We start from the raw sequence: 21905 nt of genomic DNA on the forward strand, positions 1-21905 counted from the left end.
GGAGCCCATCATGGAAAAACGTGAAGAACTCTACCGCGGCAAAGCCAAATCGGTTTTCAAGACCGACGACGCTGACCGCTTGATCCTGCTGTTTCGCAACGACACCTCGGCGTTCGACGGCAAGCGCATCGAGCAGCTCGACCGCAAAGGCATGGTGAACAACAAGTTCAACGCCTTCATCATGCAGAAACTCGAAGCCGCCGGCGTGCCGACCCAGTTCGACAAACTGCTGGGCGACAACGAATGCCTGGTGAAGAAGCTCGACATGATCCCGGTCGAGTGCGTCGTGCGTAACTACGCCGCCGGCAGCCTGGTCAAGCGCCTGGGCGTCGAAGAAGGCATGAAGCTCAACCCTTACACCTTCGAACTGTTCCTGAAGGACGACGCCAAGGGCGACCCGTTCATCAACGAATCCCACGTCGTGGCCTTCGGTTGGGGCACCGCCGAGCAACTGGTTCGCATGAAAGAACTGTCGCTCAAGGTCAACGAAGTCCTGAGCAAACTGTTCGACGACGCCGGCCTGCTGCTGGTCGACTTCAAACTCGAATTCGGCGTGTTCTCCGACGGCTCTATCGTCCTGGGCGACGAGTTCAGCCCGGACGGCTGCCGCCTGTGGGACAAGGCCACCGGCAAGAAAATGGACAAAGACCGCTTCCGCCAGGGCCTCGGTGATGTCATCGAAGCCTACGAAGAAGTCGCCAATCGTCTGGGCGTACCGCTTTAATCGACGCAAGCATCTGATAGCACGGAAAAATTTCGCTTAGGGGGTTCGCTTCCGGCGAAAGTGTTGTTATGATGCGCGCCGTTGGAGAGATGCCAGAGTGGCCGAATGGGACGGATTCGAAATCCGTTGTACCTTCACCGGTACCTAGGGTTCGAATCCCTATCTCTCCGCCATATTTTTACTTAAAGGCCCCATTTTATGGGGCCTTTTTGCATTCTGCAGGTTCTGTTCCCCCATCTGTTCCCCCACTCTGTTTTTGCGTGACTTTGCTCTCATTGCCCTTTAAAAGGGCTGTGGACGTAGTGGTGTGATCGCCCGGTAAGAAAAGTCCATCAAGGCGCATGAAATGCGCGCCCGCATCTCTGGACGCGACAGCTGTGATCGGTCGGCACGCTTTCGTCGTCCTGTCGCAATCCCTGTGTTGAATCGTAATGGGGGTCAATAGGTTTCAGTGCTAATACAAGACTGACCCGCATGGGAGCGCTGCGGCTTTTTCCGGTGCCCCATGTGTTCAGGGAGTGTTGCGCCTGCCTAGGAGCTGTTGCAATGGTTCCAATCTTAGGTTTTCGAATCACTGGCCTCTTCTTGTTCGCGCAGGAGGTCCCCAAGAGTTCTGGGGCGTGCACCTATGCTGGGTGGATTTTGTGTTGTGATCTGGGGGCTCGGGTGCGGTACGTCAGTAACAAGTTTACCAGGCTCCATTTCTACGGTTTTACTGACTGGGTGATTGGGCAATGCGCTGGTGGTGCCTTTTGAGTTGGTTTTGGCCTGTGCTTCAGGTGCTTTTTTGCTCGAAGGCTTCGAGTAAGTGACTGGTTCCAGGTTAGTAAGGTTCGCCTGCGTTGTCTTGCTCGTGATTAGACGGCTAGCGCGCTTTTCCTCTTTCATCGCTTTATAGAGGCGTCCTGGAATGCGGAGCCTGATTTTGTCGATTTCACCTACGCTCGCGGCTATATCGGCGTTGGCTTCAGTGAGTACCTCCTTTCGCAGCTTTTCTATTCTGTGCTCCTGATCCTGAGTGATCGTCACCGTCGAAAGAGTGTCGTGTAAGAGGACCTCGGTTCGGCACAGCATTGCCACCACGAACTCAAATAAATCTGTTACAGCATTTTTGCTTTGGCTGAGATTTCTGGCTTTTTCTTGGAGATCGTCTAGCTTCGCTCTCAGCCTTGCATGGGCGCTCGCCCCATCTGAAATCAATATGCGAAGCATGTCGGTCTCATTGGTGCTGTTCTTCTTAGCTAACGCTACCAGCTCCTTTTTTACTTCCGTCCTGAGCTTGAATCGACCGACCTTCCAGCCTTTCTCCGGGGCATTAGATTTCACCTGCCTCCATGCATTTTTCATCAATCCAATGATCGCTTGGCCATCTTTTGATTTCTCTAGCTCCCTGCCAATCAGGCGGAGATCGTCGTCCGTTGAGGAGCTGTGCGCCTGGTCGATCAGATCTTTTTTTTGTAGATAGTTATGAGCCCATTGCTGTTGCTTGAGATTTCCCCTAGTGAGCCATTCGAGCCCAATCGATTTCCGGCGCATATTTCGAGCAACCTCAGTTTTATTATCTATTTCAGTGATAGTACCTAATTTTATTTGCGTTATGCGTAATTGTTTAATTCCGTTATGCATAGCAATTAATAGACGTTATGCGTGACGATTAAACTACCGTTATGCATAATGATTATAGAAAAATAACAGCCTGTAATTATTGCGATATAATGGCGATTTTCTACCCGTGTCCCGCTGGAGGCGTAGCGTGTTCTTGGCTGCTTTATTCTACGAGGTGAAAGGGCTTGATCCAGCGGGGAAATACTTCCTAGTCCGCTTCATTCAATGCTTCGGTACAGTTGAACCCAAGGGCCTTGGTGTGAAGGCTTTAGCGAAGCAGTTTGGACTCTCTGATCGCCAGACGACTAAGTCTCTGGCCGATTTGGTTGCGTGCGGTGTATTGACCTTTTCGTCCACGGCCGAGGGCAAGGGGCGACCGAAGAGGTGCTACCGACTCCAAGATGACTTTCACGAAAAGCTCAATAAAGCACCCATGTTGTCAGTCAGGCAGCACGAGGCCGTTGTCTGCAGTCTGCTAAAGCATGAAATTAGGAGGGCTGCCCAAGCAAACGAAAAATCCGAAAAGCAAAAGCTGGATCTGGCTCCGTTGGCTCTCCTGCGGAGTAAAAAGCAGCCAGAGACGCTGAGTGTCGTGAATCGTCTATTACTGAGTGTGCTGTTGTGCCACGCCGACCGTTTCGGTGTGGTCAGCGACTTGGGCTCTTCAGCGTTGTGCAAGGTCACGGGGCTTGGGAAGGAAGATTTGAAGTACAGGGTGCAGCGGCTGATGCATCTGGGGTTAATACGGGCCTACGTGCCGGGTGCAACCAGTTCGGTTCTTTTCGCCAAAATGAAAAGCGTCTACTTCCTCAACCTGAACCATCCGGAGCTATCGAAGGGAAGCGATGCTACTTCTGTTCTTGCCTGCCCGGAGGGGGTCCATTGCGCCGAAGGGATTCGACATGCGTCGGATATCTATAAACATGTTTGTTTACTCAGGGCAAATCCTAGGTCTTTTGATGGGATGCCCCACCTGCAGTTAGTCAGATTTCTTGAGGGGCAACGCGACTCTTTCTTTCGATTATTACAGGTCATGCTGGAGCAGTGCGCCGCTCAGCTGCTTTCCAGGCATTGGTCAGCGCTGGATTGCCTTGTAATAAACAAGCGGATTGACGACCAGGAACTGCGAGAGTCGATCAGTAAGTATTTTCGGCCTTCAACGCTGCCGTCAGGCTCTGACGATGATCAGCACGCCCGTCTGCTGGATGAGCTCTATCACGGCGCTTATGACTTGGCGGTCGGGATCAAAGAGCGGCTTTGCCATGCCACCGACGTTCCGTTTGAATCAATGGATTTCGTCATAATTCCTAGACCTTTGACGTTTCGCTATACACCGATTGCGCTGCTTGCCCTGCCCAAATTGCCGAACGGTTGGCGCAGTTGTTTAGTCATTAAGGCCGCCGCTGAAGGTGAGGCGGATCCCGAGCCCTTGTCCCGCGAGTCCGACATCTCCCTAGAGGATCGGTATCGTTATGGCTTGCAGATCCAGTAAGGCAGCGAAAAAGCCACCGCTTAGGTGTTTTTCTACAAGACCTCCCAATCCTCTGAACGGAATGCAGAGGAGCCTGTTCATGAGGTTAATTCGCCTGAAGGATGTCAAACACGTGACTGGTCTAGGTCGGTCCACCATCTACAAATACATCGAAGAAGGAGTTTTTCCCAAGTCAGTGTCGCTGGGGGAAAGAGCAGTGGCTTGGGTCGAAAGTGAAGTTATGGCCTGGGTCATGGCTAGGATCGAGGCCCGTGATAGGCACGACTCCCTCGCTGCGGTGTCGCAGCTAAAGGCTGCATGATCCGCGTCCATGGGTTGAGCTGGCGCCCAGTCATTCGGTCAGCGTTCGTGCTGATCGGGTGAGTCTCAAAAGTGGTTTAGTTCCAGAGCATCTGAATCATTGAAATCGTCGCATTTTTCCCGCGTTCCCTGGCATTGCAGCTCTCCACGCCCTTGCAAGCGTGGGGAGCTGTATCTCGGTATTAGTATTATTTATAGGGTCATTCATAGCGTCGATATTCATAGCCAATATTTATACGAGATATTCATTGCTCATAACTTCAGCCAATCACAGCCAATCGCACCTACCAAGCTTCAGAATCTATTCAGAGACTTATCAGGCTTACCCTCCAAGGGGTAAGCGCATGAGCTCAGTCATCCATCTCGTTGCAACCATTGACAGGATCAGCGCCAAGCGCTGATCTGAGGCCAGCCTGTTGGCAGATCGAATCGTAAATAAATACCCAGTCCACTGAGTTTATGAATTCACTCAGCGGATCACCTCCATGGCACATCAGACCAAGCGTCATTCCGGCAACAGCAATCTTCACCTGCATTACGAGGACACCTTTCACGGTCTAACCGTGATGGCGTCCCATGCCCCTTTCATTACCGAATACCTCGAACGACTTCTTAAGACCACTCAGTTAGCGCTGAGCGATCATCGCCAGGTGTTCGCGATACGTTTCGATCTGCGCTTTCCTGACGACGATCTACCGGCTGAATCAGGTAATGCCATCATCTCCAGATTTGTCGACTCCTTGACCGTCAGGATTCAATTAGCTCGCAAGCGCTCAGCGCGTCTAAACGGTTATGCACATCAGACAAGCGTCCGGTGGTGTTGGGTCAGAGAAATTGGACAGGAAGGGCGTCCGCACTTCCACTTCGTCTTGCTGCTTAACCAGGATGCGTACCACACGGTGGGGCGCTTTCAATCTGAAAGGGAAAACCTATACAGCCGCATTCAGGCCGCATGGGCCAGTGCGCTGAGGATTTCATTCGAAGATGCAGATGGCTTGGTGCATATCCCTGATAAAGCCACATTCCACCTCTCTCAGGATGATCCAGAGGAAATGGATCGGTACTTCCATCGGGTGAGCTACCTCTGCAAGGCAGCTACCAAGGACTACGGCAGTCGATGTCGTGCGTTTGGTTGTAGCAGGGGGTGAACCACAGCAGCAGATCATGTGGGAGCTGCTTAGCTCCCCTTTACTCAATCCATTATCCAGTAGGCATGCCCATGCTTCTTCCTTTCATCAATCCGCGACTACCGTTATCTGAATCACACACTGCAATTGTCATCGGTCGGCTGGTGCAGGCTGTCGCCCGCACGGACGAGCCGGCCTACCGTATCACCCTGGACGTACTGGGCGATGAGCAGATCAAGTCGACATCGCTGTCCAGGCTATTCGACTGCGTGCCACAGATTAACGAGGCGTACGCGGACTGCTGCGACGATGAACATCAAGAGGTGTTCTGGGTGGCGTACCAAGAGATTGGGCTCGAATGCAGCCCATTGGGGTTGATCTGCATGAACAGTGCAGAAACAGCCTACTTAAGCACCGCTCAATCGATGAATGCGTTGGTCGATAAAGTCCGGCAGCTGATCAGCTGTCGGGAGGTGAACCAGGCTACAGCATGAAGTGAGTCTAGGCGGGACGGGGTGCCAAGTGAGGGCCTGAGTGAGATCCGTCACCTGACCTCCATCAAGTTGAAACGCAGGCCATCACTGCGCGCAAGTCAGCACCCTCGATCTGTGTCGGCACCTGGGTCGCCCTGGCATCAATCTGGGGGAGCTTCAGCATTGCAAGGAGGAATCACTCTGGATGGTTGATCGTCTTATGCCATGCAAGATGTGATAATGAGTAACGCTGAAAAATTGGATCATTGCGCTAAGGCAAGAGTTGCCTTGGCTGCTGCCCTGAACACGGAATCCCATGGCCATCAAAAAAACTGCTCTCTATTCCTCCCTTTGGGCCAGCTGCGACGAATTGCGCGGCGGTATGGATGCTTCCCAGTACAAGGACTACGTCCTGACCCTGCTGTTTATGAAGTACGTATCGGACAAGTTCAAGGGGGACCCCTACGGCATGATCCTGGTGCCGCAGGGAGCCAGCTTCGATGACATGGTGGAGCTCAAGGGCAGCAAAAATATCGGCGAAGACATCAACACCATCATTAGTCGCCTGGCCGAGGAGAACGACCTCAAAGGCGTGATCGATGTCGCCGACTTCAACGATGAAGATAAGCTCGGCAAAGACAAGGAAATGGTCGACCGCCTGTCCAAGCTAATCGGCATTTTCGAAGGACTGGACATGTCCAGCAACCGCGCCGACGGTGACGACCTGCTCGGCGACGCTTACGAATACCTGATGCGCCACTTCGCCACCGAGTCGGGCAAGAGCAAGGGCCAGTTCTACACCCCTTCGGAAGTCTCGCGCATCGTCGCCAAGGTGGTTGGCATCAGCCAGGACACAGCTCAGGACGCCAGTGTCTATGACCCAGCTTGTGGGTCTGGCTCGCTGTTGCTTAAAGCCAGTGATGAAGCGCCGCGTGGCTTGTCGATTTTCGGTCAGGAGATGGACAATGCAACCGCCGCCTTGGCGCGCATGAATATGATTTTGCACAACAATACCACCGGCAAGATTTGGAAGGGCAACACCCTATCCGATCCACACTGGAAGGACCCAATCGGCCAGCTCAAACTGTTCGACTTTGCAGTGGCCAACCCGCCGTTCTCGAATAAGAACTGGACTAGTGGCATAAATCCCGCGGATGATTTTTTCGGTCGCTTTAATTGGGGCATTCCGCCGGAAAAAAACGGGGATTACGCTTTCCTGCTACACATCCTCAAGTCTCTGAAGAGTACCGGCAAGGGCGCTGTGATTTTGCCTCATGGTGTGCTGTTTCGTGGCAATGCTGAGGCGCGAATTCGTGAGAACCTGATTAAGCAGGGCTATATCAAGGGCATCATTGGCCTTCCGGCCAACCTGTTCTACGGCACCGGCATTCCCGCCTGCATCATCGTGCTGGACAAGGAACACGCGAATGCACGCACTGGCATCTTTATGATTGATGCCAGCAAGGGCTTTAAGAAGGACGGCAACAAGAACCGCTTGCGAGACCAAGATATCCACAAGGTGGTGGATGTGTTCACCAAGCAGCTGCAACTGTCGCGCTACAGCCGCATGGTGCCGCTGAAAGAAATTGCCGGCAACGACTATAATCTGAACATCCCGCGCTATATCGACGCCAGCGAGCCGGAAGACCTGCACGATCTCTCCGCTCACTTACAGGGCGGCATTCCCAATGCCGACATCGAATCCCTTGAGCACTTCTGGCAGGTGTTCCCCAGTCTGCGTGCGTCCCTTTTCAAGCCCGGTCGCCCTGGCTACTGCAATGCGTTGGTGGAGGCCAATCAGGTCAAAAGCACCATCATTGCTCACCCGGAATTCACTGCTTTTGCCGAGTGCAGCCTCGCACCGTTCCAGCAATGGCGGGCCAGTAGCAACCTGCGAAGCATCCAGCTCGGCGACAAACCCAAAGCCGTGATCCATCGCATTTCTGAAGACCTGCTAGAGCGCTACAGCGCCGTCCCGCTGTTGAGCAAGTATGACGTCTACCAGATCCTTATGGACTACTGGGCTGAGATGATGCAGGACGATGTCTATGTGCTGGTGCAGGACGATTGGGCTGCCGGCCGGCAGTTGCGCGAGCTGGGGGCCAAGAAGGGTGAAAAGCTCAAGGAAATCCCGGATCTGGTGATTGGCAAAGGAAAGTATAAGTCTGAGCTGATCCCGCCGGCGCTGATCAGCGCACGTTTCTTCGCGCAAGATGTAGTACGCATTAGTCAGCTGCAAACTGCCCATGATAGTGCCAGTCTGGAACTGGAAAGCTATCTGGAAGAACATTGTAGTGATGATGGCCTGCTCAACGACGCGCTCAACGATAAGGACAAAGTCACCAAGGCCAGCGTGACCGCCCGCCAAAGGTTGGCCAGCGATCCGGAAGAAGTTGCTGTGCTCAAGCAAGCGAAGAAGTTGTTCGATGCCGAAAGCAACGCAAAGAATGCTCTGAAGGTCGATGAAGAGGCTCTGGGGCTAGCTGTATTTCGCCAGTATCCGAAACTGAATCTTGATGAAATTCAGATCCTGCTTGTCGAGGACAAATGGCTGGCCAATCTGCAGACTGCTATCGAGGCTGAGATCGAGCGGGTTATCCAGCAACTCGCTAACCGTGTGCGTGAGCTGGAGCAGCGTTATGCCCGTGCCTTGCCAGAGCTTGTTGCTGAGGTTGATATCTTGGGTGAGCGGGTTGCTGGGCATCTGCGGGCCATGGGGCTGGAGGCTTGAGTATGGCGGATGTAGTCGGGGAGGTCAGTGCGCAGTATTTGGTCGAAGCGAAGAGAGCAGACGCCAAGCAGTTTTTGTCTCAAGGATACAAACAAACAGACGTCGGAATCATTCCCATTGATTGGGAGGAAGCAACAATTTCTTCAGTTGCCTCAATAAAGGTAGCTAAGGACGTTGACTTTAGGCATTACTCACCGCAGAAAGACAATAAGTATCGTTATCCGATTTACTCTAATACTGTCGATGATCCTGGTATTTATGGCTATTACGACTTTCCGGAGTACGATGCGGACGCCGTTACCGTAGTAGGTAGGGGAGTGGGGTTGGGTACGGCGATACTTCGTAGGATGGGTTTCGGAGCCATTGGTCGGCTGATAGTTTTATTTCCTAAAGTTGATAGGAAATATTTGGCGAGTTATATAAATGCTCGTATTTCAATTTTCAACGAGAGTAGTGGAGTTCCTCAGCTTACCGGTGTCGCGTTGGGAGGGTACAAAATTGCGTTGCCGCCCGGTAATGAACAGACGGCCATCGCCAACTCCTTGATAGCTATCGATGCCCTGATTAGCAGCTTAGAAAGCCTGATCGTCAAAAAACAAGCCATCAAAATCGCCACAATGCAGCAACTGCTGACCGGCCGTACCCGTTTGCCGCAATTTGCTACCAGCCCCGACGGCCGCCCGAAAGGCATAAAACAAACTGAGTTGGGGGAAATTCCGGAGGACTGGGACGTTGTCTTGCTTGGTGATCACGTGCTTATTAAGACAGGTTCGCGAAACAATCAAGACAAAGTGCAAGATGGACTTTACCCATTTTATGTTCGCTCTGAGACTGTCGAAAGAATAAATTCATTCTCCTACGAGTGTGAGGCGGTTCTTGTACCTGGTGAGGGTGGTATTGGTAGCATTTTTCATTACGTTGATGGGAGGTTTGAGGCTCATCAGCGTGTTTATGTCATTAGAGAGTTTAAGGGGTGTGTTGGTAAGTATATTTACTACGCAATGCTTGATGGGTTTGGTTCTCATGCGATGGAGAATTCAGTTAAGGCCACCGTTGACTCGCTTCGCTTGCCAACGTTTAAAAACTTCAAGCTTTGTTTTCCTCCTGTCGAGGAACAAAGTGCAATTGCATTACTGCTTTCTGACTTAGAAGGTGATCTGTCCGTACTAGAGCAGCGGTTGTCCAAAACTCGCCAAATCAAACAAGGTATGATGCAGGAGCTGCTGACCGGCAGGACCCGATTGGTATGACGGAATCCAGTTCCCCTGTCTCTGTTACGACGATGAGCTTCAATCAGCTGCTGGTCGCTGGCGCTGGACAGCTACCAGCGTGGCTTTGTCTGGGACAGGGCAAAAATGACCCAATTGGCAGAAGACCTGACCGACTACTGCGAACTACCGGATCAATCGCTGCCGTATTACATGGGCGCGGTACTGGTGCATGCAGATGCGGATAAGAAGTTGCGTTTTATCATCGATGGGCAACAGCGTATTACCGCGCTCTCGATACTCTACCGGTACAAGCACGGTGAGCTGCCGCCGGGGCAGGCGCTGAGCTATTCGGCACAGTCGGCGCGGCGTATTCGTCAGGCTGCCAAGGTGCTGCAAGAATGCAAGCCACAGGTTAGTGTTTCTTTGTTTGATCGGCTGCTGTTGACAGTAATTGTGGTCAACAGCGCCGATCTGGCCTTCACCTTTTTTGACACTCAGAACAACCGGGGGGTGCGTCTGCATGCCACCGACCTGCTCAAGGCTTATCATCTGCGCGCCATAGACCAAGCTGAAGGTCATGAGCAGCAGCGCCATGGCTTGGAGCAATACTGCGCCGAGCGCTGGGAAGATATTCAGCGTCATCCGGCGGTGCTCTCGCCAGGTCAGGATTTTGCTCCCAATCTGTTCAATCGATTTCTCTGGCGTGCCCGGCGTTGGCGGGGCAGCCAGGTGCCAGCGGGCCGGCATGACTCCATACTTGAGGAGTTCCAGACTAATACCTGGCCTCTGGATCATGATGCCCGTTCTAGTCTGGATACCCTGCCGGTATACGCCTGCCGTCATAACCGGATGGCCACGGCCTTGACGTTAAAGGCCGGAGGCGATCGCGAATTGCAGGGCAGTCGCCTGCTGCTGAGCCAGAACCCCGCCAATCTGCCTATGGCACTGCGCCAGCCTATTCATCAGGGCATCGGTTTCTTCCTGTATGCCGATAAGTACGCGGCGCTGTTGCAGGCGCTGATGAATGAGCCGACCGCAGAGACGGGCCTGCTCGCTTTTCGTAGCCTGTACGCGCAGTTGTTGCGGAGCAACCAGGAATACCTGCGGGAAATTTTCCTCCTCGCTACCCTGCTTTATATCGATCAATTCGAGTATGAACAGCTCATGCCGTTCGCCCTGCGACTGGAATTCCTGCTCGGAGCGATTCGTCTAGAAAAGCAGCAGGTGCGTCAAGAAACAGCGGCCAACTTTTTCAGAGATGGCGACCTTAATTTGCTGGATGTTATTGCTCAGAGCCATCATCCGCGGCAGGTGCTGGAATACCTGCAACAGCAACAACGGAAATGTGCCGAACTCTATCGTGATGAACAGGTGGCTATAGGTAAAAGAGTGCAGGGGCGGTACAAGCAGGCCGTCCTCAATTATTTTCGTCCTGATGCCGGTGCGGGCTGTGAGCGTCTGGGTGACAAGCCAAGTTGGGTTGAGTCGCTGATCAAGAGGGACTGGTCGTGAGCATCACATCTGAGCTGTACACGTTGGAGCAGATTGTCGATCAACCAGGCGAAGCTTGGTCTTTTAATGTGCCTATTTACCAGCGGCTGTATGTCTGGGGGGAGGATCAGATTAATACTCTGCTCACTGACATCGCTCATGCCTATGATCGGAATGAAGAGCAGTTTTTCCTCGGCGGTACCTTGCTGGTGGAAAAAACAGCTCAACAGGATCGTGCTGATGGACTGCGTCGTTTTGATCTGATTGATGGTCAGCAGCGCTTCACCACGCTCTGGCTACTCAGTACCGTCGCTGTCTGGCGTGAGGTTATGGGGGCTTTCCGTTTTGTCCGGCTGAAGCAGGGATCGCAGCCGCGACTACGATTTTCCATCCGCGAGCAGGTGAATGTGTATCTGAACAGTCTCATGCACGACACTGATGCGGTGGTCGGTGAAGCGCTCGATACGCAGAGCATGCGCCACGCCCAGCAGTTGATGATGTCCTTTGCATCCACCTACGTGCGCGCGAGTGGCGGCGCTGTTGATGAGGTCTACTTGCGCGGGCTGGCTGACTTTGTGTATCGCAAGGTAAAGCTGGTGCTGACCCATGTGCCTGAGGGCATGGATCTCAACAAGCTGTTTGAGGTTATCAACAATCGAGGTGTGCAGCTGCAACATCACGAGATTCTCAAAGCACGATTGCTCCAAGACATTCCAGCTGCTGACCGTGCGCGCTACGCGGCTCTCTGGAGTGCTTGCGCAGATATGAGTGGCTTTATTGAACGCAATCTATGTGCAGAAACGCACCTGGAGGCCAATCAGCTGGGGGCGCTCTACGCTGCCGGACAACTGGTGGATACTTCTGCGATACATTCAGCTCTTTCATACAGAGTGCAAAGCCCGTTGGACGATAGCTCCGAGGCGCAACTTACCCTAGAAAGCATCTTTGCTAGTGAAGAGCAAAGCTTGGATCACACCTCCGATTCGAGTTCTGACGAGGGGGAAGAACCTTGGGCACGTAGTATCATCGGATTTCCGTTGTTTCTTCAGCATGCGCTGCGCATCTGGCTGCATGAGAACAGCAAGGCCGATCTGAAGCGCCTGCTGGACCGACAGTTGCTGGCGCTGTTCGATGAGGCATTTTTTGCTGGGGTCGAAGTATCTGCCCGCGAAGCAAACGCCCGCAGCTTTATCGATCTGCTCTGGCGCCTGCGAGTCTTGTGGGATGAGTATGTGATCAAGTGGGTGGACCAGGGGGACGAGGAAGTACATCAGGTTTGCCTGACCTCGATATCCGTCAGCGATAGTAAGTGTTACATCAACCGCAGTCGCGAGAGCACCGCTCACCAAGGGTTATCGCTGCTGCAGGGTATGTTGTATCACTCACAGGAAATCACCACGCATTACTGGCTGACACCTTTTTTGTATTTCATCCACAAGCAGTCATTAGGGGTAAGAAGCGAGGGGAAAGAGTGCGAGCGCTTCTTCAACTTTCTTTGTCACCTAGACAACCAGTTGTTGGGTGACAGCAATGACGAGAGTCTGGTTGTCCGGACTTATTGGTTCATGGAGGAGCCTTGGCGCATCGCTGGCCATCTGGTGTTTGATGCCCTGCTGCAAGAAAACCACGGAGTCGCTTTCCCTCATTACTGGTTTTACAAACAGGACTTCGTGCTCTGGTGCACGCAGCGCAATGAATGGCCGTTGTGGAGCAATTTTCGGTTTACTGCGAAAAACTCCGTCGAGCATATCTCACCGCAGCGACCGCAGAATACGGATACCAATAAGGTATCCGAGCATTGGCTGAACCGGTTCGGTAATCTGGCGTTGGTATCACGCAGCATTAACTCCGAATACAGCAATCTGCCGTTCAATGAAAAGCGCCAGCGCTACTTTAACAAGCGCAACCACGAGAGCCGACCAGATTCGTTAAAGATGGATTTGATCTACGCGAACACGACCTGGGGAGATACACAGGCCAGGCGTCATCAGGAGGCGATGCTGACTGCGGTGCGTGAGCACTACGTCAGGTCTTTCAGCGAGCAGCCTGAAAGACCGTAGCCTGCGGATTAATGCACGCGGCATTGTCTGCGTTCGATTCGGGGGTAAGCTCTCTGGGTGACGCGTGACATCATGCTGGCAACATTGGTCGGCAGGCTTTTACTCAAGGCCATGATAATGCCTGATTCGCCTGATTTTCTGGGTGCTTTAGAATGTCCTTTGATCGTGATGGCGAGTTGTAGCTGAGTTAGGCAGCAGCTTGTCATCGACTTAAGCAGCAGGGATCGGATTTGGAAAGGAAGTCTTGCATGAGCAATGTTGGCCAGCGCGAACGCGCCACTCAGCAACGTGTCGCCCGTTTTTTTCAGGATCAACTCGGCTGGAGTCATCTTGGCGACTGGCATTCGCGTGAGGGCAACCGCAATATTGAATCCGGTCTGCTGACTCGTTGGTTGCAAGGGCGTGATATCAGTGACGCATTGATCACACGCGTTTTGCGCCAGCTGGATGTGGCCGCTGCGTTGGGTGAAGGCAAGAATCTGTATGACGCCAACAAAGCGGTGTACCAGTTGTTGCGCTATGGCGTGAGAGACAAAGAGGGGGCTGGCGAGCAGAACAAAACTGTTTGGCTGATTGACTGGCACAATCCCGAATCCAATGACTTCGCTATCGCTGAAGAAGTGTCGATCAAGGGCGAGAATAAGAAGCGCCCGGATATTGTGCTTTATGTGAATGGTATTGCTCTGGGTGTGATTGAGCTGAAGCGCTCCTCGGTCTCAGTCTCCGAAGGTATCAGGCAGAACCTGGACAATCAGAAGAAAGACTTCATACGCAATTTCTTCAGCACCCAGCAGCTGGTTATGGCTGGAAACGACACCCAAGGGCTGCGCTACGGCTCTATCGAAACGCCAGAGAAGTACTACCTGGAGTGGAAAGAGCCACTCACGACGGAGTCTTCCGGTTATTTGCTCGATGACCACCTAGCTTGCATGTGCAATAAACAGCGCTTTCTACAGATTATCCATGACTTCATTGTGTTTGATGCCGGTACCAAGAAGACCTGCCGGCATAACCAATTTTTCGGTATCGAGGCGAGCAAGCCATTTTTGGCTCGACGTGAAGGCGGGATCATTTGGCACACCCAGGGCTCCGGTAAGAGCTTGACCATGGTCTGGCTGGCCAAGTGGATCCGGGAAAATATTCAGAATTCACGGGTGCTGATAATTACCGATCGTACCGAGTTGGATGAGCAGATTGAGAAGGTTTTCTACGGTGTTGATGAGGAAATACTGCGCAGTAAAAGCGGTGCGGATCTGCTCGATACCCTGAATATGCCTGTACCTTGGCTCGTGTGTTCGTTGGTACACAAGTTTGGTCGCCATGGCGAGTCGGAGAGTGAAGAAGCCGCCGATGCGTTTATTGAGGAGTTGCGTAACAGCTTGCCCAAAGACTTTCGTGTCAAAGGCGATCTCTATGTGTTCGTTGACGAATGCCATCGCACTCAGTCGGGAAAGCTGCACGAGGCAATGAAGGACATTCTGCCGGAAGCCATGTTTATTGGTTTCACCGGTACACCGTTGATGAAGAAGGACAAGAAGAAGTCGATCGAGATTTTTGGCCCCTTTATTCATACCTACAAATTCGACGAAGCAGTGGACGATGGTGTGGTGCTTGACCTGCGCTATGAGGCGCGGGATATCGACCAGCGTGTGACTTCACAGAAGAAGGTAGATGAGTGGTTCGAGGCCAAGACACGAGGCCTGTCGAACCTTGGCAAAACCCAGCTCAAACAGAAATGGGGCTCGATGCAGAAACTGTTGTCAAGCAAGTCGCGGCTGGAGCAGATCGTCAACGACATCATGCTTGATATGGATACACGGCCGCGCCTGATGGATGGCCGGGGTAACGCCATGTTGGTGTGTGCGAGCGTTTATCAGGCTTGCAAGGTCTATGAGTTGTTCAGTGAGACAGACCTCGCTGGCAAGTGCGCCATTGTCACAAGCTACAAGCCGATGGCCTCCGAGATCAAGGGGGAAGAGACTGGCGAAGGGTTGACAGAAAAACTGGCCAAATACGAGATCTACCGGCGCATGTTGGCCAACTACTTTGACCAACCCGCCGAGGAAGCAGCCAAACGCGTTGAAGAGTTCGAAAAGCAAGTCAAACAGCGCTTCATTAATGAACCAGGACAAATGCGCCTGCTGATAGTGGTCGACAAGTTACTTACGGGTTTTGATGCGCCGCCGGCCACCTACTTGTACATTGATAAGCAGATGGCCGATCACAGCCTGTTCCAGGCAATTTGCCGGGTAAATCGCCTGGATGGTGATGACAAGGAGTACGGCTACATAATCGATTACAAAGATTTGTTTCGCTCCCTGGATAAGGCCATTACCGACTACACAGCCGGGGCTTTTGATAAGTATGACAAGGAAGATGTCGCCGGCCTGTTGAAAGATCGTTTGGTCCAAGCGCGGGAGGATCTGGATAACGCTCTGGAGGCCGTGCGCGCACTCTGTGAACCGGTGCTGGCACCGCGCAACATCCAGGATTACAAACACTATTTCTGCGGCGTGTCGGGAGAGAACAAGGACGACCTACCTGAGAAGGAAGCCCTCCGATTGGCGCTTTATCAGAGCGTCGCAAAGTTGCTGCGTGCCTGGGCCAACCTGGCCAATGAGATGCTTGAGGCTGGTTACAACAAGGCTCAGGAAGAAACCATCCGGGCTGACGTCATTCACTTTGAAAAAGTTCGCGATGAAGTGAAACTCGCCAGTGGTGATCTGGTTGAGATGAAGCGATTCGAGCCGGCGATGCGCAAGCTGTTGGACATGTACGTCCGTGCTGATGACAGTGAAGTATTGATGGACTTCGAGGAGTTGGGGCTGATTGAGTTGGTGGTGGAGAAAGGCGCGGGTGCATTGGAGAATGTTTCTGACGATCTGCGTAGAGATCCCGATGCCATGGCCGAAACCATCGAAAATAACGTGCGCAAAACCATCGTCGATGAAAACCCGGTAAACCCCAAATACTACGAGCAGATGTCTGTGCTGCTGGATCAGTTGATCGAACTGCGCCGACAGAAGGCGTTAGATTACCAGGAGTACCTTGAGCAAATTCGAGACTTAGCTCGCAAGGTGAAAAGTCCTGGGAGTAACAGCCAACACCAGTATCCCGGCTCAATTGATACATCAGCCAAACGCGCCCTGTACGACAACCTTGGTCGGGATGAGGTGCTGGCAACCCGTATAGATACCGCCGTGCGCTATACCAAGAAAGCCGACTGGGTTGGCGATCGTTTCAAGGAACGTGAACTGGCCAATGCTATCCGTGAGGAAAGCGCAGGGTATGAAGTCGATATCCCTAACCTCATGGAGCTGATCAAGGCCCAGAAGGACTATCGCTAATGGCGACTGTTCATATCGGCAGTCTTGAGGTTGAGCTCAACCGCAAAGCGATCAAAAACCTGCACATTAGCGTTCTGCCACCAGAGGGCAGGGTACGCGTTTCTGCACCTGAGCATTTGTCCGATACAGCAGTACGCACTGCTGTGATTCAGCGGTTGGCCTGGATTCGCAAGCAACAGAAAGATTTCGCCGCCCAGCCGCGCCAAACCGAGCGAAAGATGATCTCTGGTGAAACCCATTACTTGTGGGGTCGTCGTTATCGACTCGAGGTGACTGAGCGTATTGGTAAAGCAGAAATTAAACGCAGCAATACGCGGTTGAGGCTCTATGTACGACCAGAAACTGATCTGGAAACACGAATGAACTTGCTCAACGACTGGTATCGCGTCGAGCTCAAGGCGCGTGTGCAGGAGTTGATTGGCGACTGGGAGGTGCGTCTGGGGGTATGCCCGAGTTTCTGGGGAATCAAAAAGATGAAAACCAAGTGGGGCAGCTGTAACACTCAGGCTAAACGGATTTGGTTAAATCTTGAACTCGCAAAAAAACCTCCTGAGTGCCTTGAGTTCATTCTGGTGCATGAACTGGTGCATCTGCTAGAGCGGCACCACAACCAACGGTTTGTAAGACTGATGGATGACTTCCTGCCCCATTGGAAGGAGAGTAAATCACGGCTGAATTCGTCCCCATTAGCGCATGATGAGTGGCGGTATTGAGCGAATTCTGGGCACAGCGCCTATATGTAAGTGCCCCTGGCCTGGAGCCTGACAAGTGGAGTACGGGGCAGGCTGGCGCGGATGGACTTAAATCCCGTCGAATTGGTACCCAGTGTCCAGCTTCTGGTAGGTAATAACTTTAATCTCTGCCTTACCTGCGATGTGCGGGGCGTGCCGCTCGGGCGGTAGTTCAGGTAGGACCAGGTAGCGACGTACCGGAAAGCGCAGTTCATCGGCAATGGCCTCACCATGCAAGATCAACTGGCCGAGGCCAGTATAGATATTGGTCGTGTTGGCGGAGGTTTTCACCTCGTATAGGTCGACATGGTATTCACCGACTACAGCCAAGTCGATAGCCTGGGACTTCTGCAGTGTGCCAGTGGTCTGAAGCTGAACGGCGAGCGCGTTGACTATGGCGCCGTGTTCGACCACGCGATTGCCCGAGACGGTGTAGTTATCGCCCCAGCTCTCCCCTGAAAATTCTTCAAAGTAGGCGCCAAGTTTGTGCGCGCGCTGCGTTTGTTTATCGGCCACAGTAGCTGGCGGCTGTTTGCCATTGCGCTCGGATGGTGTTCGTTCTCCCGTGTTGGCAAGCTTGAGCGCGCCCAGTTCGGTCGCCACATGGCGAGCCTCGACGGCGAACTCAAACAGTCGATCAATCATGTCCGGGGAGCCCAGACCAGCTATGAGGATCAGCTGGTTGGTCTGATTCCCGTCCTTCGCAGAGATGCAGTTTGGGAAGCGCTCGAGCACCAGATTTTTTTTCAGAGCGCCCATACCCTTGGTGAGTTTGCCGCGATGTGCCAAAAACACTTCCCCGTCTTCGTCCTTTACGAATGCCCCGGCTAGGTTTCGGTTGTACTCCTCGGCTGGGAAGTTAAGTTGCACAGTGATCTCGAGCCAGTCAGTGGAGCTGGGCTCACCCATGACGAGGAAGTTCATGTGTTTGTCCGGCCATTTCTTGCAGGGCGACCAACCGCGGACTCTGAAGCCGCTGTCATGTTCAAAAAAAACCTTTCCCGACATGTGCCCAGAAGGGTAAGTGATTTCACGGGTTTCACCGTGGATGAAAGCCTTCTTTAGGCGAGTGGTGAGCTTACGGTTGTGCGCCGAGATCTGGCGAAGATCGGTGATAACTTCGAACATGTTTTCTTATCCAGGTGCTGTAGCCGTTTGACTGAATCTCAACCCGAGGTCAAAGCCCAGGCATCGGTATCGGAAGTCGAGCTGTTGAAGCAGGCTATCCCGCACATCGCTGGCGTAATGGACTGAATTGCCAGCTGCTGAGTCCTTCCGATATTTCAGTGAACATAGCTCAGGCGACAAAAGAAAAAAAAGAAAAATAAAAGCAGGCAGAGCTGATCAACAGTCTCTGTCTGCTTTATGTCGTCTACTCGATGCTGGGGAAGCGCTTGAGCACCCAGTAAAAGAAAAGGAAGGCAATACCAACTGCGACCAAGATCGGCGGGAATCGCAACATTAGGATCACAGCAAACACTACTGCTGAAGCGCTTGCCAGTACACCGATGAAGATGAGAAGTGCGATTAGGAAACGTATCAACGCCATGGGAGTCTCCTAGAGTTGAGGCAATATTGGTTTATGTCGAGCCGTAGTGGCCGCCCTCTGCTGGATCGGCTTATTTAGTTAATGCCAAGGGCAAAGCGTCCCTACATATGCGCCTCTACTGTCAGCGATACACAGCCCTCAAAATCGACGACGACATGATCCAAGATGTGGGTACCAATCATGTTGAGGGCATTTTTGAGGGTTTCGGTCAGTGCGCGATCTGCTTGACTGGGCTTCAGGTCACCGGAGGGACGGTTATGCACCAGAATCACGGCCGCTGCGTTGTGCTCCATAGCGATCTTGACCACCTCCCGAGGGGACACGCAGGCTACTTCCAATGCTCCCCTGAATATTTCCTTGAAGCCAATAACCCGGTGCTCGGTGTCGAGCAGTAACAAAGCAAAGACTTCGTATTCATGGAATTGCAGCAGCGATTGTAGGTGATTGAAGACGAGTCTACGCTCAGTCAACGCCCGCCCTTTAGACAGACGATACATCGCGAGTTGTTGAGCCATCTGCAGGATGTCGGTTTCGCTGACCGGTGATTCTGTGACATAGGTGTGTGTCGTTTCACCAGCTTTGAGCTTGGGATATTTCATGCTTGTGCTCCTATCACGAACGCGTGAACGCAATGAAGGGTGGGTGGCTCAGTTACTGGAAGGTGGATGTTGGGATTAAATGATTCCGAACGCCCCTTTAGGTGAGAGCGCTCGGTATTGCTGTGGCTCACGCAACGAGTTGTAAAGCTGCATCGAGTGCCTTCTGTTTAATTACTGCGCCTTGTCCAAACCATGCCGAGTCCATTCGATACTCAGTGCTCCTGGCGCGCCTTTCATGATCCACGTATTCAGTCACAGCGTTCAGCAAGCCCCATGCTGTTCCGCGAGCGGACTCCATTTCAGATCCTCGGCCTTTACTTTCGTACAGGCTCTGTACCTTCTCCATAGCTCGTTTGTTGGGCAGTACATTGGGAATGGGGTCATACGCGCTGGTGTCACACAGCACCTCCATGAAGAAGCTCATGGCCTCAGTCCATTGAACCTTGCGTTCCGCGAGGGCGCGTATCCGATACATAAATTCGTCCCACTGCGAGACGGCGATGCCTAGTTGTTTTTTTACTGCCTGCGAATCAAAGCGCGTGCTGTGTGGAACCTTGATTGCGCGGGTGGCTCCGCTTAGGGATATGGTCAGTGTGTTATTGCAGACCACGCGAACGGTGGTGGGAGTTGCAGTGGTGGCTAGTGTGCCGTCACAGGACGTTGCCAGTAGCACATAGCCGTTTACCACGTCATTACCTTTAATTGCAGTCGACTGTCCGGTCTTCGCCAGTGCCCAGAGTTTTCGACCTCCCTTCAGGACGCCGGCGGTTTCCAGTTCATAGCCAGAGCGCTCCGTAAGATCACGGTAAAATTCCAGGACCTCGCGGGGTTGGACCACCTGGTAGCGTTGTGAGACGACCGACAAGGCTTCCTTGCTGTCTGAGCGGTAGAGCACCTTCTGTTCGGGAAAGGTATGGATAGTGCCGAGATGGCCGACAGCATCCGCCATGAAGCGTACCGGCGATTCCTGGATCTGCCAGTCCATACCGGCTTCTTGTTGCCAGACTTCCAGTGGTTGCTTCGGCGAGAGCTGACTGCCCAGACCATGCCAGGGCGTAGCGCCAACGTAAGCCATGTGTTCGATGAGGTGTGCCATGGGAGAGCTTCCTTTTCATAGGCGCACGGCGACGCCGCTGAGTATTCAGCAGGTATCTGTCGGCGTGCGGGGTGTTGATCGAGAGGGGGAGCGATGAAGCAGATGGGGAGCAGCAGTTACGTTAGCGGAAGATGAGCTGTTTAAATGGGATGACGGTCGCTAAACGACAGTCCGCAGTCGAGACAAGCGTAATTGTCCAAAACCCGCTCATCGATGACTTCGCCGAGTTTGGCGCCTGCAATACAGCCAGTCGCCGCTCCGGCTAATCCGCCGAGAATGGCTCCGGCCATACCGCCAGCAATGGCACCGGCTGGGCCAGCCACGACACCGATGACTGCGCCAACGTCGGCGCCAGCCATGGCGCCTGTGACTCTTTGGGCGGCGCCTCCGACGGTGCCGATAAGGGCGCCGACTTTCCTGGCGAAATCTTTGGTGATGACAGCTGTGGAGTGACAGCGTGGGCATTGAATGGCCATGTACAGGGTTCCTGTCGAGAGAGTTGGGATGAAGTCACTGCGCAGGCATAGAGCCCATAAAGCAGATCGCCTGAGCGATCTGCTTTATGGTGAGTGGACGAGTCGGGAGGGATGTTTAGTGCACAGATTCAGGTTCGTGATGTGTTACTACGAATTTTTTGAATGCAATCAAATGTCGCTGAATCTCGTGGCGTTAGGAGCAGTCCGAGCTCGATCACCTAGTTTTAGATCGTCCAATGACTACTAGAATACTGACCAATCAAGATAGGTTACCAAGACCCAATTCAACCAGCCTTACGACCGGCAGAGAACGACCGAGGCTGTGTGAAAGCGCATGCACCATTTTGAAGTCTGCGTTGCTACGTAAAATCTGCAGCGTTTTTGGTTAGTCAGCAGACCTGAAATTTTGCGTAGGAGCGCGACTTTCGTTCCGATTCTGACTGAAAACTTGCTCTAAAACGTTTTCACACAGCCTGGACCCATAGCTGACGGTGGCGACAGGCAGACATCGGCCAAAAGCGGTTAGTCAGCGTCCACGAAATAAGGGGGGGGCTTCAGTGACGACGTGGTCTGGGTTCTCTGCTGCCCTGATGCTTTGTACGGACCTTGGAAGTTTTCATAGTGGCAACCTAGGCTCTTTGGTATGGAAAAAGAATTTTTAGATGAGGGTTGACCACGTAGTTTAATGCTGTACTATTCGCCTCCCGCTAACGAGCAGCTTGAAGCTGGTTCTGGCCTAAGTAATTGATTTTATTAATAAAATCAGGAGCTTTTAAGGGTGCTACTTGAGGGGATGTGCTGTACAGTGCACGCCTCGGTTGAGACGAAAGATCTTAACCAACCGCTCTTTAACAACTGAATCAAGCAATTCGTGTGGGTGCTTGTGGAGTCAG

At 52.8% G+C, this 21905-nt stretch carries 17 protein-coding genes and 1 tRNA gene; 12 read left to right on the forward strand and 6 right to left on the reverse strand.

Annotated elements, in window-relative coordinates:
• Positions 1–10: 10 nt before the first annotated feature.
• Both purC and FHL16_RS25365 read left to right on the forward strand, forming a co-directional pair.
• Positions 11–724, forward strand: a complete 714-nt coding sequence (purC, locus tag FHL16_RS25360) for a phosphoribosylaminoimidazolesuccinocarboxamide synthase (protein ID WP_008034929.1) — start codon at positions 11–13, stop codon at positions 722–724.
• A gap of 83 nt (positions 725–807) precedes the next feature.
• Positions 808–897, forward strand: a tRNA-Ser gene (locus tag FHL16_RS25365).
• Between the two features lie 385 nt (positions 898–1282).
• Here the strand turns inward: FHL16_RS25365 and FHL16_RS25370 are convergent.
• A complete protein-coding gene (locus tag FHL16_RS25370) occupies positions 1283–2260 on the reverse strand; it encodes a hypothetical protein (RefSeq protein ID WP_077749620.1) in 978 nt (325 codons plus the stop codon).
• A gap of 217 nt (positions 2261–2477) precedes the next feature.
• Between FHL16_RS25370 and FHL16_RS25375 the strand changes: the two genes are divergently transcribed.
• From FHL16_RS25375 to FHL16_RS25420, 10 genes are all read left to right on the forward strand, one after another.
• Positions 2478–3821: a hypothetical protein gene (locus tag FHL16_RS25375; RefSeq protein WP_077749621.1), complete on the forward strand. Its 1344-nt coding sequence runs from the start codon at positions 2478–2480 to the stop codon at positions 3819–3821.
• A 79-nt stretch (positions 3822–3900) separates the two neighbouring features.
• A complete protein-coding gene (locus tag FHL16_RS25380) occupies positions 3901–4122 on the forward strand; it encodes a helix-turn-helix transcriptional regulator (protein ID WP_077749622.1) in 222 nt (73 codons plus the stop codon).
• A gap of 484 nt (positions 4123–4606) precedes the next feature.
• Positions 4607–5269 (forward strand): inovirus Gp2 family protein, encoded by a 663-nt coding sequence (locus FHL16_RS25385; protein WP_077749623.1) that lies wholly within the window; start codon positions 4607–4609, stop codon positions 5267–5269.
• A gap of 71 nt (positions 5270–5340) precedes the next feature.
• Positions 5341–5742, forward strand: a complete 402-nt coding sequence (locus tag FHL16_RS25390; protein ID WP_077749624.1) for a hypothetical protein — start codon at positions 5341–5343, stop codon at positions 5740–5742.
• A 295-nt stretch (positions 5743–6037) separates the two neighbouring features.
• Positions 6038–8452, forward strand: coding sequence for a type I restriction-modification system subunit M (locus tag FHL16_RS25395; RefSeq protein WP_077749625.1), 2415 nt, complete (start codon positions 6038–6040; stop codon positions 8450–8452).
• 2 nt (positions 8453–8454) lie between these two features.
• Positions 8455–9702 carry a restriction endonuclease subunit S gene (locus FHL16_RS25400; RefSeq protein WP_077749626.1) on the forward strand — a complete coding sequence of 416 codons (1248 nt, stop codon included), beginning with the start codon at positions 8455–8457 and terminating at the stop codon, positions 9700–9702.
• 63 nt (positions 9703–9765) lie between these two features.
• On the forward strand, positions 9766–11175 hold the full coding sequence (locus FHL16_RS25405) for a DUF262 domain-containing protein (protein WP_256578027.1): 1410 nt from the start codon (positions 9766–9768) through the stop codon (positions 11173–11175).
• The gene (locus FHL16_RS25410; RefSeq protein WP_077749628.1) at positions 11172–13214 is read left to right on the forward strand and encodes a DUF262 domain-containing protein; all 2043 of its coding nucleotides are present in this window, start codon (positions 11172–11174) and stop codon (positions 13212–13214) included. The genes FHL16_RS25405 and FHL16_RS25410 overlap by 4 nt, the downstream gene beginning before the upstream one ends.
• Positions 13215–13462: 248 nt before the next feature.
• Complete coding sequence (locus tag FHL16_RS25415; RefSeq protein ID WP_077749629.1) at positions 13463–16561, forward strand: type I restriction endonuclease subunit R; 3099 nt, start codon at positions 13463–13465, stop codon at positions 16559–16561.
• The gene (locus FHL16_RS25420; protein ID WP_077749630.1) at positions 16561–17274 is read left to right on the forward strand and encodes a M48 family metallopeptidase; all 714 of its coding nucleotides are present in this window, start codon (positions 16561–16563) and stop codon (positions 17272–17274) included. The genes FHL16_RS25415 and FHL16_RS25420 overlap by 1 nt, the downstream gene beginning before the upstream one ends.
• Before the next feature lie 87 nt (positions 17275–17361).
• Here the strand turns inward: FHL16_RS25420 and FHL16_RS25425 are convergent, their stop codons facing one another.
• From FHL16_RS25425 to FHL16_RS25440, 5 genes are all read right to left on the reverse strand, one after another.
• Positions 17362–18420: a hypothetical protein gene (locus tag FHL16_RS25425; protein ID WP_077749631.1), complete on the reverse strand. Its 1059-nt coding sequence runs from the start codon at positions 18418–18420 to the stop codon at positions 17362–17364.
• A 244-nt stretch (positions 18421–18664) separates the two neighbouring features.
• Complete coding sequence (locus FHL16_RS34130; RefSeq protein ID WP_177346255.1) at positions 18665–18841, reverse strand: hypothetical protein; 177 nt, start codon at positions 18839–18841, stop codon at positions 18665–18667.
• 101 nt (positions 18842–18942) lie between these two features.
• A complete protein-coding gene (locus FHL16_RS25430; protein WP_077749632.1) occupies positions 18943–19440 on the reverse strand; it encodes a JAB domain-containing protein in 498 nt (165 codons plus the stop codon).
• 127 nt (positions 19441–19567) lie between these two features.
• Positions 19568–20536 carry a DUF932 domain-containing protein gene (locus FHL16_RS25435; protein ID WP_077749633.1) on the reverse strand — a complete coding sequence of 323 codons (969 nt, stop codon included), beginning with the start codon at positions 20534–20536 and terminating at the stop codon, positions 19568–19570.
• Positions 20537–20676: 140 nt separating this feature from the next.
• Positions 20677–21012 carry a hypothetical protein gene (locus FHL16_RS25440; RefSeq protein WP_077749634.1) on the reverse strand — a complete coding sequence of 112 codons (336 nt, stop codon included), beginning with the start codon at positions 21010–21012 and terminating at the stop codon, positions 20677–20679.
• Positions 21013–21905 lie beyond the last annotated feature (893 nt).

The sequence above is a fragment of the Pseudomonas sp. FSL W5-0299 genome (assembly GCF_005930655.1).
Taxonomy (GTDB): domain Bacteria; phylum Pseudomonadota; class Gammaproteobacteria; order Pseudomonadales; family Pseudomonadaceae; genus Aquipseudomonas; species Aquipseudomonas mandelii.

Bases quoted from the DNA above. Each gene is read 5' to 3' on its own strand.
- purC (WP_008034929.1), top strand. From the start codon at position 11: ATGGAAAAACGTGAAGAACTCTACCGCGGCAAAGCCAAATCGGTTTTC.
- FHL16_RS25370 (WP_077749620.1), bottom strand. From the start codon at position 2,260: ATGCGCCGGAAATCGATTGGGCTCGAATGGCTCACTAGGGGAAATCTC.
- FHL16_RS25380 (WP_077749622.1), top strand. From the start codon at position 3,901: ATGAGGTTAATTCGCCTGAAGGATGTCAAACACGTGACTGGTCTAGGT.
- FHL16_RS25385 (WP_077749623.1), top strand. From the start codon at position 4,607: ATGGCACATCAGACCAAGCGTCATTCCGGCAACAGCAATCTTCACCTG.
- FHL16_RS25390 (WP_077749624.1), top strand. From the start codon at position 5,341: ATGCTTCTTCCTTTCATCAATCCGCGACTACCGTTATCTGAATCACAC.
- FHL16_RS25395 (WP_077749625.1), top strand. From the start codon at position 6,038: ATGGCCATCAAAAAAACTGCTCTCTATTCCTCCCTTTGGGCCAGCTGC.
- FHL16_RS25400 (WP_077749626.1), top strand. From the start codon at position 8,455: ATGGCGGATGTAGTCGGGGAGGTCAGTGCGCAGTATTTGGTCGAAGCG.
- FHL16_RS25415 (WP_077749629.1), top strand. From the start codon at position 13,463: ATGAGCAATGTTGGCCAGCGCGAACGCGCCACTCAGCAACGTGTCGCC.
- FHL16_RS25420 (WP_077749630.1), top strand. From the start codon at position 16,561: ATGGCGACTGTTCATATCGGCAGTCTTGAGGTTGAGCTCAACCGCAAA.
- FHL16_RS25425 (WP_077749631.1), bottom strand. From the start codon at position 18,420: ATGTTCGAAGTTATCACCGATCTTCGCCAGATCTCGGCGCACAACCGT.
- FHL16_RS34130 (WP_177346255.1), bottom strand. From the start codon at position 18,841: ATGGCGTTGATACGTTTCCTAATCGCACTTCTCATCTTCATCGGTGTA.
- FHL16_RS25430 (WP_077749632.1), bottom strand. From the start codon at position 19,440: ATGAAATATCCCAAGCTCAAAGCTGGTGAAACGACACACACCTATGTC.
- FHL16_RS25435 (WP_077749633.1), bottom strand. From the start codon at position 20,536: ATGGCACACCTCATCGAACACATGGCTTACGTTGGCGCTACGCCCTGG.
- FHL16_RS25440 (WP_077749634.1), bottom strand. From the start codon at position 21,012: ATGGCCATTCAATGCCCACGCTGTCACTCCACAGCTGTCATCACCAAA.